Below are 13760 nucleotides of genomic sequence, written 5' to 3' on the forward strand. Positions count from 1 at the left end.
TCAGACCTTCTCCTTTCCGAGTCGCACCGAGGCCAGCCCGAGCACGCCTACGGCATATACGCCAAGCGCCACCAGTTGCGTGCTGACGACGTGCAGGTCGACGCCCTTCAAGACGATGGCTCGCAGCGCGGCGAGAAAGTAGCGGGCGGGCACGACGTACGTGATGGCCCGAATTGGCGCGGGCATGCTGGCGATGGGAAAGATGAAGCCGGACAGAATGATGGTCGGCAGCATCGAGATCAGCAGGCTGACCTGAAACGCGAGCGATTGGGAATCGACCAGCGTAGACACCAGCAGCCCGGTGCCCAGCGCGCCAACCAGGAACAGCGACACCGCAAACAGCAGGAGCAGCCACGATCCCCGCATCGGCAGCCCGAACAGCAGCATCGCGGCCGCAATGATGAAGAACGCCGACACCAGCGAAATCGCGAAGTACGGAATCGTCTTGCCGACCACGTACGACACGTTGCTGATCGGGGCCATCCGCACCTGTTCCCACGTGCCACGTTCCTTTTCGCGCACGATCGACATCGATGTGGACACGACACTGCTGATCATCACGATGAACCCGATCAGGCCCGGCACCAGGAACAGCGTGCTGGTGAGTTCGGGGTTGTACCAGATGCGCGGCTCGGCGGAGATCGGCGGCTGCAGACGGCCCCCGGTGATGATCTCCAGTTGAAGTTGCGCGGACACGCCGCGAACGATCGCCTGCGCGTACCCGAATACCGTGGTTGCCGTGTTGGCGTTGTCGCCGTTGATCAGCACCTGCACCTGCGCGACGCGGCCGGACCTCAGGTCGCGGCTCATGCCCTCCGGAATGACCAGCGCCGCGCGGATCTCGCCGCGGTCCATGAGCCGCTCGATGTCGGTCATCGAGGTCACGGTGGCAACGATGTCGAAGAACGTCGAGTGGGTGAACGACGAGATCAGCTCCCGGCTGTCGGGATTGTGCTCGCGATCCATCACGGCCAGCCGGATGTGCCGGATATCGAAGTTGAGGGCGTATCCGTAGAGCCCGAGGAAGAAGGCGGGGACAAACAGCAGAATCATCAGGGTGCGCCCGTCGCGCACGATCTGCCAGAACTCCTTGCGGCCGACAGCCAGGGCCTTTCTCATGCCGGGCCTCCGCCTGCGCGTTCGACCACGTCCATGAACACGTCCTCGAGCGACGGCTGCACGAACTCAATGGAGTCGGTCTTCAGGCCCAGCTCGGCGAACCGATCCACGAGCGGCTGCGTGTCGCGCTTGCCCGGCCGGAGCCACACGTGAAGGGCGGTGCCGAACAGGCTCGTTTTCTCAACCGACGGAACCGCGTCCAACGCGCGCAGCGCCTCCATCGGCGAGGGCGTGCGCACTTCGACCACCGCGCGGTCGGCGAACACGCCCTTCAGTTCGTGAACGGTGCCGAGCGCGGCAATCCGGCCGGCCTGCATCAGCGCCAGGCGGTGACAGTGTTCGGCTTCGTCGAGGTAGTGCGTGGTCACGAATACCGTCACGCCGCCTTGTGACAGTTGATGGATGAGCGCCCAGAACTGGCGGCGCGACACCGGGTCGACGCCGCCCGTGGGCTCGTCAAGGAAGAGGATGGGCGGTTCGTGGAGAATCGCGCATCCGAGCGCCAGCCGTTGCCGCCATCCGCCGGCCAGGTCGCGGGCGAGCGTGCGTTCCCGGCCGTGCAGACCGGCCATCTCCAGCACAAAGTCCCGGCGCCGGGCGATGGCTTGGTCATCGAGACCGTAGAGGCCGCCGAAGAACGTGATGTTCTCCTCGACCGTCAGCAGTTCATAGAGCGAGAACCGCTGCGACATGTACCCGATCCGGCGCTTGACGTTTTCCGGGTCGCGGCCGACGTCGATGCCGCCGACCAGAGCCGTGCCGGAAGTTGGTTTGAGCAGTCCGCACAGCATCCGGATCGTCGTGGATTTGCCCGCGCCGTTGGCGCCGAGGAACCCGAAGATCTCACCCTGTGCGACGTCGAACGACACGTGGTCCACGGCCACGAATGCGCCGAAGCGCCGTGTGAGATCGCGAACCGTGACAGCCGGCATCCAGTGATCCCCTACACCAAGCCAATTACTCCCGGAGTAATTGTTCCCGAACGTTCGGGAACAATCACTCCGGGAGTGGTCGTCCGATCAACGGCCGATTGTGCGATCGAGCCTGGCCTGGGCCAGCTTGACCGCCGCCAGCGTGCGCGTGCGGTCGAGCTTCGCGCCGAGCAGCGCCTGCTGCGCGTCGAGCACGTCCGTGTTCGACGCGAGGCCGGCCTTGAAGCGCTCGGCGACAACGCGCCTCGCCTCGGTGGCGCTCGCCACCTCGGCGGTGGCCGCGCCAATCGACGCCACGGCTGAGGTCAAATCGAGCTGCCGCTGCCGCACGTCGAAGTCGAGCACGGCGTCGGACTCGGCCAGCCGCTGCTGTGCGGCTCGCTCGGCGGCGCTGACCTGCGCCACTTCGGCTTTGACTCGTCCCGCGTCCCACAACAGCCACGCGACGTTGACGCCGACGTCCCACGACTCGTTCCATGCGCCCGCGCGCGGGAAGATCCTCGGGTTGGGGCGGGCGTAATCGACGCCGCCGCCCACCGACACGACAGGCTTCGACGCAGCCGCAGCCGCCGTGCGTTGCTGGCCGACACCCTCGGCGCGAAATTGCAGGGCCTGACGCTCGGGACGGTCCTTCCTGGCCTCGGCCAGCAGTTGGTCGAACGGCGGAATGCCCGGCGGCGGTCCGTCGAGCGCTGCGGCAAGATCGATGCGGACGGTCGGCCCAAGGCCCGTTGCCCGCCGCAGGTCGGCATCGGCGACGTCGCGGGCGTTCCGCACTTCAATCAGCAGCACCTGCTGGCGCGAACGGTTCGTCTCGGCGGTCAGGACGTCATTGGGCGCGACCAGCCCGACGGCCAGCATGTTGCGCACATCCTGGAGGTGGGCCTCGACCAGCTTCAGGGCTTCTTCAACGACCTTGACCGACTCGCTCGCGGTCACCAGCGTCCAGAACGCGCGCGCGGCATCGAGCCGGATGTCGGCCCGCACCGTGGCCACGTCCTTCCCCGCAGCGTCCTGCTCGGCCTGCGCCGCTCGACCGAGTGCCGCCAGCCGCCCGGACGTGTAGACGGGCCACTGCACATCGAGACGCGTTCGCCAGTTGTCCGGCAGGTCGGGATAGATCACGCGCGGCGGCGTGCCGGGAATCTGAATCGCAAACTCGTCGACATGATTGGTCCGGGTATACCCGCCAAGCAGATTGAGAATGGGCTTGCCGGCGCTCGCCCGAACGGCGGCACCCGCCTTGGCCGCGTCTTCGCGCGCCTCGAAATCACCGAGGCGATGACTGGCCTTGAGCGCCAACTCGATCGCATCAGCCACCGTCAGACGGACGGAGTCCGGTGCGCCTGCCGTCCCGGCGGTCTGCGCCCGCCCGCTCGCGGCGCAGGCCAGCATCATCGCGGCCAGCGTGCCGGTGACACAGACAATCTGACTTGTTCTGTTTCTCATGGTCATCCTGCGTTATTGCGCGCGAGTCACGCGGTCGATGAACACATCCTCGAGGCTGGTCGCCACCACGCGGAGGCTGGTGACCTCGACACCGGCCCGTTGGAGCGCCCCGCCCATCCGCGCGACCGCCGCTTCTCCCTGGCCCTTCTCCAGCCGTGCGTGCAGGCGTTCGCCAAACGTCTGGACGTCCCGCACGCCCGCATCCTGCTGCACGACGGCCAGGGCCTTCTCCTGCGGCTCGGCAATCACCTCCACGATCTCGCCCGGGAAGGTGGCGCGAATCGCCGACGGATGGTCGAGCGCCAGCACGAGCCCCTCGCTCATCAGCGCCACACGCGAGCAACGCTCGGCTTCGTCCAGATACGGCGTCGCCATGAAGATCGTGATGCCCTGCGACAGGAACTCCGACAGCAGCCGCCAGAACTCGCGGCGCGACACGGGATCGACTCCCGTCGTCGGTTCGTCGAGCAGCACGACATTGGGCTCGTGCACCAGCGTGCAGGCCAGCGCGAGCTTCTGCTTCATACCGCCCGACAGCTGGTCGGCGAGCCGATTCCGGAACCTGGTCAACTGCATCATGTCGAGCAGCCGGGTGCGCCGCGCCTGGTAGCCCTTCACGCCGTGGATCTCCGCGAAGAACGCGATGTTCTCGTCGATGGTGAGATCGCCGTAGAGGCTGAAACGCTGGGAGAAATAGCCGACCGTGCGGGTGATCGCGTGATGCTGCGTGATCGGGTCCTTGCCGAGCACGGTGATGGTGCCGCCATCGGCGCGTAGCAGGCCACAGAGCAAGCGAATTGTCGTGGTCTTGCCGGCGCCGTCCGGACCAATCAGCCCGAACATCTCGCCCTTCCGGACGTCGAACGACACGCCGCCGACGGCCTCCACCTGGCCGAAGCGCTTCGTCACGTGGTCAAGCGTGATGGCGGCGTCGCTCATACGGGTGTGCGGCAATCGCGGCTACTTCGCGAACAGGATCTCCGCCTCGACAGGCATGCCCTGCTTCAGCACGCCCTTGCGGTTGTCCACGCTCACCTTCAGCCGGAAGACCAGTTTCGATCGCTCGTCGGCGGTCTGAACATTGCGCGGCGTGAATTCGGCCTTGGCAGAGATAAACGTTATCTTGCCCTCGATGCCAGGCCCCCCGGCATCCGTGTAGAGCGTGACGGTCTGGCCCAGCGACACCTTGGGCACCAGGGGCTCGTCCAGGTACACGTTTGCCCACACGTTGTCGAGGTCGGCCATCACAACGAGCGGCACTCCCGGCGCGTGGAGTTCTCCCTGATCGACCATCTTCTGCGTGACCAAGCCGCTGATGGGCGCCAACACCGTCGCATCCTTGATGCCCTTATTGACGATCCCGATCTGGGCGTCGATGGAGGCAAGGCGCGCGCGGGCGGCCTCGATCTCTTCGGGGCGGGCACCTGCCTTGAGCCGGTTGAGCGCCTCGGCCGAGGCGCGGACCCGCTGCTCGGCGCTCGTGACGCGTTTGCTGGCCATCTCTTTTCTGCTCGCCGCATCATCGCGCTGCTTCTCGACGCCTGAATTGGCGGCCATCAGCGACTCGAAGCGCTTGAGATCCCGGTCGGCAGCCATCAGATCTTCCCTGGCCGCGGCCAGATCGGCCTCACCGCCCGCACGCGTCGCCTCGGCCTGCCGGACATCCTCGACGCGCGCACCGGCGAGCAGCAGACGAAGTTGCGCGTCGGCGACCTCGCGATCCGCCTGCGCCCGCTTGAGGATCAGCAGCGCGTCGGCCGTGTCGATCTGCGCCACGACGCTGCCGGCGGCAACGCGGTCCCCCTCGGCCACCTTCAGGTCGAGCAGGCGGCCGCCGACTTCCGCGGACACCTGCACTTCGGTGGCCTCGACGTAACCCGACACGCGGACACGGTCGGCCGGTGCCTTCTTCGCGCACGACGGCCCGGTCAACAGGACGGCCGCGGCGGCGGCCCAGACGGTGGCGTGGCGCAGGATCTGGCGGTGCATAAACGGCGTCATGGACGGTCTCCGTCTTGATATTCTGTACCGATGCGAATCCTTGTCGCCGGCGGATCGGGCTTCCTTGGCAGCCATCTTACGACTGCCCTCACCGCCGCCGGCCACGATGTCAGCATTCTCTCACGTCGGGCGAATCCGGGATCTGCAAGCCGCGCGACGGGCCCGCGGACGATCGCCTGGACACCCGATGGCTCAGCGGGTCTCTGGGCGAAGGCCTGCGGCCCGATCGACGCCATCTTTAACCTCGCCGGCGAGTCGATTGGCGACGGCCGATGGTCGCCGGCGCGCAAGGCCGCGCTCGTCGCCAGCCGCGTCAACGCCACCCGAACCCTCGTGCACTTCATCGATCGGGCATCGCCCCGGCCATCGCTGCTGATCAACGCGTCGGCGATTGGTTTCTACGGTGATCGCGGCAACGACGTCCTGACCGAAGACGCCGGAGCCGGTTCAGACTTTCTCGCCTCGCTCTGCAATGACTGGGAAACCGAAGCGCGCCTGGCACAGAGCGGCGAAACCAGGGTCGTTCTGCTGCGCACCGGCCTCGTCCTCGACCCACGCGGCGGCGCGCTGGCCAAAATGCTGTTGCCGTTCAGGCTGTTCGCGGGAGGGCCGTTCGGATCGGGCCGCCAGTTTGTGTCGTGGATTCACCGCGACGACTGGGTGGCCCTTGCGGTGTGGCTGCTTGCTGCACAGAACGTCTCGGGTCCGGTCAATGCAACGGCGCCAGCCCCGGTGACCAATGCGGAGTTCGCTCGTACGCTCGGTCGCGCGCTGCGCCGACCGTCGTGGCTGCCCGCCCCGGCCTTCGCCCTGAGAGCGGCGCTCGGCGAGATGGCCGGCCCGCTGCTCCTGTTCAGCCAGCGCGTCATGCCCGAGCGCGCGATCAGCGCCGGGTTTTCGTTCAGGTACGCCACGCTGGAGCGCGCGTTGTCGAATCTGCTCACTTGACGATCTTGATTTCGGTCTCGGCCTTCACCTGGAAGCGCCGGAACTTCGAATACGTGGCGACCGCGTCGATTGCCCCGACAGTCGCGTCGATCGAGCTGTACGGGCTCCGAGAGTAGGCCTCCTTCATCTCGACCGGCACCCACAAACCTAACGTCGGATCCCTTGTGTACTTGACGGTAAACTCGATAATGCTCTCGCTGGGAAAGGTGAACTCCATCCGCGAACCGGTGATCGCGCCGCTTGCGGGATCGATCAGGAACCACCCGCGAGCGGCAATGTCGGTATCCTGGTTGTGCCGCACGAGCGTGGGCCGCCCCGTTTCTTCGTAGTCGATCCGCGTGGAGACCACACCGCCAACCTCCTCGGTCCCGCCGAGCTTGAAGCGAGCGCGCCAGAGGTTCTTGTGCTCCAGGAACGACAATGCGAAAAGGGGCACGTTGATATTCCGCTGGATCTGGCCGATGTTGTACCTGGCGCTCTCGTTCTTGATCAGCACCAGCTGAGCCTGGGCTTCGGTGCTCGAATCGAGAAAGAGCCGCTTCAGGCGATCATCGTGATCGCGCACGGCCTGGCCATTCACTTCGTAGACGTCGCGGAACGACACCCAGCCGTCGGTGCGCTCCGGCCGGACCAGCAGGAGATCGGATCGGATCTGCTGGCTTTGGTACTTCGTCGACTGAATGTAGGTCTCCTCGGCCACCAGCAGCGAATACTCGCGCTCGTACCCGGCGACATAGTCGGCGGCGCGGGCCACCAGTCGCTGCAGTTCGATCTCGCGCGGCGACAGGGTGGCAGGCGCGGCTGCCGGTGAGCTCGCCCGCGCGTTTGACGACCGGCTGGGCACCACGCCCGGAGCGGCCGTAGCGTTCTCGATCGGCGGCGCGGCCACCGCCGGAACCAGGTCGTCGACGTCCGCTCGCGGAACGAACCACCCCGGGGCGCGAACGGTGAGCGATTGTCGCGGTGTCTCGACGCGCAGGGTGTGGCGGCCGCCATCGGCATCGGCCGGTCCCGCTTCGATTCCCAGGACATAGCTCGCAGCGAGTTCCGGCATCACACGCTCGAGGCTCTTGTCCGCGTTCTTGCCGAGCATCGTGAACGTGCCGCCGGTCGCCCTGGCCAGCCGCTCCACTGCCCCGACATCGAACCGGTCGGCCACGTCGTCGCGGGCACCGGGCAGGCCAATCGCGTAGATGGTCGCGTGCGCCGCCAGGGCCGCGCGCGCAACATCGGCGATTCTCGATTCCTCGCCCTGGGAAAATCCTGTCGAGAATATTGCAATGATCTTGCGGCCGCGCGACTCCCGCACCGCGTCCAGCGTACGCTGGAAGTGGTGAAGAAATCCTGGCTGCAAAGCGGCCTCGTCGTCTACTCGGCCCGAAACGCGGTGTTCGTCCGGCGGGCGCTCGCGCTCTGGAGGTGCGGACCGGTCGGGATCGCCGGCCGCGCGGCTCGAGTCGATTACGGGAATCTGTGGCTTGGCAAAGGGTGAAGCCACGCCCAGTCCAGGCGATGGCGCGGCTTGCCCGACAATCTGGCCCAAAGCCTTCCGAACGTCCGGCCGATCGGTCGTCAGGGCCAACTGCCCGTCGCGCGCGACAGGAATGCGGAGAACCCCGACGCGATCGTCGAGACCCAGGCGGTCGACCAGCGCTGCAGCCGCCTGGCCCACCAGGCGTTCGCTTCCACGCAGAATCGAAAACTCGTCGACTACGACAAGGACGTTGCGAGCCGGTTCGGCAGCAAAGCTGAGTGTGTCCGTGCGACCGGACAGGCGCCGCGCAGCCTCGCCTGTCGCACCAGGGCCTCGGCTCACATAACGCACCCACAACACGCGCCGTGGCTTGCCATCGACGGCGACGGCAAAACTGGACGGTGTCAGGCCGTCGGCGACCTTGCCATCCCTGGTCACGACGACGATCTCGACCGGAATGGCCGGAACCTGTCCGGCCGGTGGCGTCTGTTGCGCGGCGATCACGCTGCCGGCGAGAACCGGGAGAGCTGTCGGCAGGGTCTTTGGATCTGGAGGCCGGGTCTTCAGACCCGGCAACAGCACAACAAGCGCGCACGTCGCCGCGAAGCCGAAATTTCGAAAGCGGCGCGCTTGAAACATCAAGGATCTGGCCTTACTGGAAATACCTTTTCAGCATGGCGATCCACGCCGGAACCGGATCAACGGTGGCGCCCACGCCTTCGTACACGATCTGGCTGGTGGAGAGCCGCCGGCCGTAGAAATCCGAGTTCGCGTTGCCATCGGACGTGAGAGCCGACCCTTTGAGCGTCGCTCCCGCGAACAAGCCGCGAGTGCGCGAGTAGCTCAGAATCTGAGCGCGCATCTGGATGTCGGTCGAGGCCTCGGCATCGCGGCCGACAGGACCAGCCGCGACGCCGGCATCAGCGCCAATCTTGAACTGGTTGCGCAGGAGATTCTCGATGCCTCGCTGATTCAGCACGATCAGCACGATGTCGACTTCTTCCACGCCAATCTGCGCGCCGAAACTGCCTCCGGTGAGCGTCATGAACGCGGGCGGCGACCACGTGTTGGTCTTGGGATCACGAACGCTCAGAATGCCATGGCCACGATGGATGCCGGCGCCGAATCCGCCCTTGATTGTCCCGGGAAGCACGACGATGGCCTCGGCCTTCTTGAGATAGATATTGGGCACCGCCTTGTCGGGCGCCTGCATGATCTCCTCGAACACCGCAATGGCGCGCCGGATGCGATCCGCCTGGTCCTGCTGCGCGACCGCGCGGACCGGCCACAGGAACGCGGTGACCAGCGCCGCACATGCCACGATTCGCCACTTCATCATCGCCTCCAGTCATGACTCGAAAACAAACACAGCCTGATCCCTATTAGTACGCCACGAGCCGTCTCAATGCTTCGGTGATCTTGTCGGCGTTCGGTAGATTGTGCTGCTCGAGCACGCTCGAAAACGGGCAGTGCGCGTCGGGATACGTCACGCGCATCACCGGGGCATCGAGCTTGTCGAACCGCTCTTCCATGATGGCCGCCGAAATCTCTGCCCCCATCCCAAGCGTCTTCACATCCTCGTGCACGACCACGACGCGATTGGTCTTGTCGAGCGAGGCAAACACAGCTTCTTTATCCCAGGGCGCCAGGCTCCGCAGATCGATCCCTTCTGTTTCGACGCCCTCGCCCGCCATGCGGTCTGCCGCCTCGAGCGCCGGCATCACCATCGCGCCATAGGTGACCAGCGTAGCATTGCGACCTTCGCGCCGGATGGCAGCCTTCCCAATCGGCACAATCTCGTCGCCTTCGGGCACCGGCCCCTTGGCTCGCCGGTAGAGGTACTTGTGTTCCAGGTAGATCACCGGGTTGTCGTCCCGGATGGCGGCCTTGAGCAGGCCCTTCGCATCCCACGCGGTGCCTGGTGCGACCACCTTCAATCCCGGGCGATGAACAAACCACGACTCGGGATTCTGCGAATGGTAGAGTCCCCCGGCCACGTTGCCCCCGACCGGTGCGCGAACGACCAGGGGGCATGCCGCGCGTCCGCCGTAGCGGTAGCGAAGCGTGGCGGCCTGGTTCACGATCTGATCGAAACCACAGGTGATGAAGTCGCCGAACTGCATCTCGGCCACCGGCCTGTAGCCGCGCAGGGCCGCCCCGACACTGACGCCGATGATGCAGGATTCGGAGATCGGCGTGTCAAGACAGCGGTACTCGCCAAACTCGTCGTACAGCCCCTTGGTGGCGCCGAACGCCCCGCCGTAGGCACCCACGTCCTCGCCGAGCACGAACACCTTGTCGTCGCGGCGCATCTCTTCGACGAGCGCCTCGCGGATGGCTTCCAGGTAGGTCAGTTCGTGGGACATGTCAGCGATCACGCATAGAGATCCGTCGCCGCGTCTTCGGGTGACGGCTCCGGGCTGCTCTCGGCGAACGCCACCGCGGCGTCAATCTCGGTCCGAATGCGCTGGTCGATCCCCTGAAGGATGTCGTCGGTCAGCACGCCCTGGCCTCGAAGATACGACGTGAAGGTCGGCAGCGGGTCGCGACTCTTCCACACCGCTTCCTCGTCGGCCGTCCGGTAGAACGGTTTGTCGTGCTCCGAGTGGCCGTGCCAGCGATACGTCTTGCATTCGACGAGCGTGGGGCCCTCTCCGGCCCTCGCACGCGCGATGGCGCCCTGCGTGGCCTGGTACACGGCCAGCACGTCGTTGCCATTGATGGCCACGCCGTCGAATCCGTACGCGTCGGCGCGATCGGCCACATCCTCGATGGCCATCGACTTCTCAATCGGCGTCGAGTACGAGTAGATGTTGTTCTCGCAGATGAACACCAGCGGAAGCTTGTGGACGGCGGCGAAATTCATCGCCTCGTGCACGTCGCCCGTGTTCGACGCGCCCTCTCCAAAATAAACCAGGACAATGTTGTCGGATTGCTCGAGCTTGAACGTCAACGCCAGTCCGGCGCCAACCGGTGCGTTCGCGCCGAGCATGCTCGTGTTTCCGAAAATGCCCAGTTCGGGCACACCGCTGTGCAGCGCGGAGTCGCGGCCCTTCGACAGCCCGGTGGCCTTTCCATACATCTGCGCCATCATGACGCCCGCCGGCACGCCCTTGATCAGGAACGTCCCCAGATCGCGATGGAGTGGACAGATGTAGTCTTCTGTCCGCAGCCCGTAGCACGTGCCGACGACGATCGCCTCCTGACCGATGCCGGAATAGACGCCGCTGCGCACAAGCCCCTGACGGACGAGAATGCTCAGTCGCTCATCGAACGACCGGATGAGCTTGAGCCAGTACAACATCTCGAGCAGTTGTTCAGACGACAGCTTGAATTTGTGTCGTTTGATCGATGGCATAGAAGGCCTGAAGGCAGTTTAGCACCAACCGCCTGCCGGTCTACCGCGCCAGGCCCAGCAGAAAGTTCGCCGCGAGCCGCATGCCGACGCGAGGGAAGCGGATCAGGAACTGGCGTCGTGCTTCCTGGTAGCTCAGTTCGCCGACCGCGTAGGACACCAGCAGCCGGTTGACGTCCGGAATGACGCGCACGGCTCGCACGAGCCGATCGACGCGCGATAGATCCGCGAAGAGGTACCGGCTGAGAAGGCGCGAATCGCGCAGTTCCGTGCCAATCTCCCGGCGCCAGTACCGGCGGTACCGGCGAGGCGACGGGCCGGCGAGAATCGCGCGGCCGGCGAGATCACCAGTTACCATCGCAAAGAACATGCCCTCGGCGGAAAACCCGTTGACGAAGCCGCCGGCGTCGCCCGCCAGATAGACGCCCCGCCGCGCGGTCACCGGCAACGGTCCCCCGATTGGAATCTGGTACGGTGTAAACCGCGCCCGATCGGACGCGCCAATCAGCAAGCCGCGGCTCTTCGCCTTCGCCACGAACGATTCGTGCACCTGGTACGGCGGCCGGGACACATCGGCCTTGAATGACGACAGCAGGTAGCCCACGCCCACATTGACCCAGTTCGTCTTCGGGAAGATGTAGCCGTACCCGTGAGCGGCATCAGGCGCAAACGATACCCACAGCGTTGTTCCGTCGGTCGCGCGCAACTGGTCGGCCGGCGTCTCCTCCATCATGTCGAGCGCCACGCTCGACGAAGGCCATCCCCGGTTGAACCCCAGGCGCCTCGCCACCACACTGTGGACGCCATCGGCGGCCACCACGAGCGGGGCCTCGAACGAGCGGGCCTCGCGCGTTTCGAGGTGGACCATCCCGCCCCGATACTCCACCCGGGAGATCTCGGCACCTTCAATCAACTCGGCACCCGCCTCCTGAGCCAACTGCAGCAGCAGGTGATCGAACTCAGTGCGGCGAACCATCAGGACGGTCGGGCGGCCGCCTTCGACGGTGACGGCCTGTCCGCCCGGTCCCTCCATGTAGAGCCGCGTGACGGCGTGGGTCTCAATGCGCGGGAGGACGCATTCCAGATACGGGAATCTGGCAAGCACTCGCCAGGTCAGGCCCCCGCCGCACGGCTTGTAGCGCGGAAACGTGGCCCGGTCGACGATCAGGACGCGCGCTCCGCCAAGCGCAAGGGTGCGGGCGGCCGTCGAGCCAGCTGGCCCGGCGCCGACAACGATGACGTCAGGAGACTTAGCCAAGGATCCGCGCAAAGCCGAACAGTTCGTCGCCCTTCTCGGCCTGGCCCAGGAAGTGACGCAGCAGCACACGCGCGGCCAGGTAGGACGCCGCGCTCCCGTTGTGGCCGACGCCCATTGCAAACAGATGATGCGGGTAGTTACGGTGCGGCCCCGCGCACGGCAAGCCGTCAGCCGTTGTCGATACCGGCACGTCCCAGCCGTATTCGGGTCGGATGCCCGAGATGGCGGGATAGAGCCTGGACAACTCGTACATGAGCTGGCCGGTACGTTGGACCAGCACCTTCTCGCGCGACCGCGGCGCAACGCGAGGCTGGTCGGCACCCATGAACAGCACTCGCTCGTCGCTGGTCCGGCGCAGCACGTGGCGCGGTTCCTCCTGATCGAGAACGAGGGCGCGCGACCGCCCGAACCCGCGGCGTACAAACGAGGGAACCGGCGCCGTGAGGACGCAGTACGCGTCCATCACGCTGAAGTGGCGGCGCAATGGCGCGTAGGCGGCCGGCGGATGATCGCTCGCCACGATCAGCGTCTCGGCCTTCACGAGGCCGCCATCGACGGTCAATTCGACGCCGCGCGATCGGGAGCGTACCCTCGTGATGGGCGTGCGCTCGAAAATCGCCGCCTTGCGTCCTGCGGCCGACGCGGCCAGACCAATCGCAACCCGGTACGGATCTACGTAGCCATCACCGGCCGACCTGATGCCGCCGGTCGTCTCCAGACCAGTCTCGAGACGCACACGCCCCGGTGTCAGCCACGTGCCGTCGACGCCGCTGTCACGCAGCGCCTTCATCTCGCGGCGCAAAGCCTGCTCGTCGGCCCCGTCTGTCCCTATTCGGAGTGCGGCATCCGTCACGAGCTCCCCGCGGATGTGCAGCCGTCGAATCGTCGCCGCGAAGTCGAGTCCCGCCCGCCTGAATGTCTGCCAGATGTGGCGCGCGGCGCGCCGGCCGTACCGTTCCTCGAGCGACCGGAACGGCACGGAAGGCTCGAGCCGCAGGAGCCCTGGATGGTGCGCCGTGCCGCCCTGCGCGAGACGATCGGCTTCAAACAACGCCACGCGAAGGCCGGCCGCCGCAAACACGTACGCCGTCGCACAGCCCGTGAGGCCGCCGCCGAGAATGGCGACCTGCGTGGTCAGTTCCCCGCGATGCCTGGGGTACAGCGGCTGTCGCGATTTCGGAAACCGGTCCAGCCAGTACGAAACGCCGTAGCGGGTTTTCATGA

At 66.0% G+C, this 13760-nt stretch carries 12 protein-coding genes; 1 reads left to right on the forward strand and 11 read right to left on the reverse strand.

Translation table 11 applies throughout. The features are described 5' to 3' along the window. The 5 genes from NTV05_11120 to NTV05_11140 form a co-directional block, all read right to left on the reverse strand. Positions 1–1119 (reverse strand): ABC transporter permease, encoded by a 1119-nt coding sequence (locus tag NTV05_11120; GenBank protein MCX6544945.1) that lies wholly within the window; start codon positions 1117–1119, stop codon positions 1–3. After that, on the reverse strand, positions 1116–2051 hold the full coding sequence (locus NTV05_11125; protein ID MCX6544946.1) for an ABC transporter ATP-binding protein: 936 nt from the start codon (positions 2049–2051) through the stop codon (positions 1116–1118). Before NTV05_11125 ends, NTV05_11120 begins: the two co-directional genes overlap by 4 nt. 87 nt (positions 2052–2138) lie before the next feature. Then, complete coding sequence (locus tag NTV05_11130) at positions 2139–3500, reverse strand: TolC family protein (protein MCX6544947.1); 1362 nt, start codon at positions 3498–3500, stop codon at positions 2139–2141. Between the two features lie 12 nt (positions 3501–3512). Beyond that, entirely contained in the window at positions 3513–4439 is a 927-nt protein-coding gene (locus NTV05_11135; protein ID MCX6544948.1) for an ABC transporter ATP-binding protein, read from the reverse strand. Between the two features lie 21 nt (positions 4440–4460). Then, entirely contained in the window at positions 4461–5501 is a 1041-nt protein-coding gene (locus NTV05_11140) for an efflux RND transporter periplasmic adaptor subunit (protein MCX6544949.1), read from the reverse strand. Between the two features lie 30 nt (positions 5502–5531). Between NTV05_11140 and NTV05_11145 the strand changes: the two genes are divergently transcribed. Continuing rightward, positions 5532–6449 carry a TIGR01777 family oxidoreductase gene (locus tag NTV05_11145; protein MCX6544950.1) on the forward strand — a complete coding sequence of 306 codons (918 nt, stop codon included), beginning with the start codon at positions 5532–5534 and terminating at the stop codon, positions 6447–6449. Here the strand turns inward: NTV05_11145 and NTV05_11150 are convergent. Genes NTV05_11150 through NTV05_11175 form a run of 6 tightly spaced genes read right to left on the reverse strand, consistent with a single transcriptional unit; the run spans position 6442 to position 13758 of the window. Beyond that, positions 6442–8562, reverse strand: a complete 2121-nt coding sequence (locus NTV05_11150; GenBank protein ID MCX6544951.1) for a hypothetical protein — start codon at positions 8560–8562, stop codon at positions 6442–6444. The two genes, NTV05_11145 and NTV05_11150, sit on opposite strands and share 8 nt — an antisense overlap. Before the next feature lie 13 nt (positions 8563–8575). Then, complete coding sequence (locus NTV05_11155; GenBank protein MCX6544952.1) at positions 8576–9259, reverse strand: lipid-binding SYLF domain-containing protein; 684 nt, start codon at positions 9257–9259, stop codon at positions 8576–8578. A 46-nt stretch (positions 9260–9305) separates the two neighbouring features. Beyond that, entirely contained in the window at positions 9306–10289 is a 984-nt protein-coding gene (locus NTV05_11160; GenBank protein ID MCX6544953.1) for an alpha-ketoacid dehydrogenase subunit beta, read from the reverse strand. An 8-nt stretch (positions 10290–10297) separates the two neighbouring features. Then, entirely contained in the window at positions 10298–11281 is a 984-nt protein-coding gene (locus tag NTV05_11165) for a thiamine pyrophosphate-dependent dehydrogenase E1 component subunit alpha (protein MCX6544954.1), read from the reverse strand. A gap of 40 nt (positions 11282–11321) precedes the next feature. After that, positions 11322–12536, reverse strand: coding sequence for a geranylgeranyl reductase family protein (locus tag NTV05_11170; GenBank protein ID MCX6544955.1), 1215 nt, complete (start codon positions 12534–12536; stop codon positions 11322–11324). After that, positions 12529–13758, reverse strand: a complete 1230-nt coding sequence (locus tag NTV05_11175; protein MCX6544956.1) for an FAD-binding oxidoreductase — start codon at positions 13756–13758, stop codon at positions 12529–12531. Before NTV05_11175 ends, NTV05_11170 begins: the two co-directional genes overlap by 8 nt. Positions 13759–13760 lie beyond the last annotated feature (2 nt).

The organism is Acidobacteriota bacterium (assembly GCA_026393755.1).
In the GTDB taxonomy this organism is placed as follows: domain Bacteria; phylum Acidobacteriota; class Vicinamibacteria; order Vicinamibacterales; family JAKQTR01; genus JBAXOX01.

Bases quoted from the DNA above. Each gene is read 5' to 3' on its own strand.
- NTV05_11120 (MCX6544945.1), bottom strand. From the start codon at position 1,119: ATGAGAAAGGCCCTGGCTGTCGGCCGCAAGGAGTTCTGGCAGATCGTG.
- NTV05_11125 (MCX6544946.1), bottom strand. From the start codon at position 2,051: ATGCCGGCTGTCACGGTTCGCGATCTCACACGGCGCTTCGGCGCATTC.
- NTV05_11130 (MCX6544947.1), bottom strand. From the start codon at position 3,500: ATGAGAAACAGAACAAGTCAGATTGTCTGTGTCACCGGCACGCTGGCC.
- NTV05_11135 (MCX6544948.1), bottom strand. From the start codon at position 4,439: ATGAGCGACGCCGCCATCACGCTTGACCACGTGACGAAGCGCTTCGGC.
- NTV05_11140 (MCX6544949.1), bottom strand. From the start codon at position 5,501: ATGACGCCGTTTATGCACCGCCAGATCCTGCGCCACGCCACCGTCTGG.
- NTV05_11145 (MCX6544950.1), top strand. From the start codon at position 5,532: ATGCGAATCCTTGTCGCCGGCGGATCGGGCTTCCTTGGCAGCCATCTT.
- NTV05_11150 (MCX6544951.1), bottom strand. From the start codon at position 8,562: ATGTTTCAAGCGCGCCGCTTTCGAAATTTCGGCTTCGCGGCGACGTGC.
- NTV05_11155 (MCX6544952.1), bottom strand. From the start codon at position 9,259: ATGAAGTGGCGAATCGTGGCATGTGCGGCGCTGGTCACCGCGTTCCTG.
- NTV05_11160 (MCX6544953.1), bottom strand. From the start codon at position 10,289: ATGTCCCACGAACTGACCTACCTGGAAGCCATCCGCGAGGCGCTCGTC.
- NTV05_11165 (MCX6544954.1), bottom strand. From the start codon at position 11,281: ATGCCATCGATCAAACGACACAAATTCAAGCTGTCGTCTGAACAACTG.
- NTV05_11175 (MCX6544956.1), bottom strand. From the start codon at position 13,758: ATGAAAACCCGCTACGGCGTTTCGTACTGGCTGGACCGGTTTCCGAAA.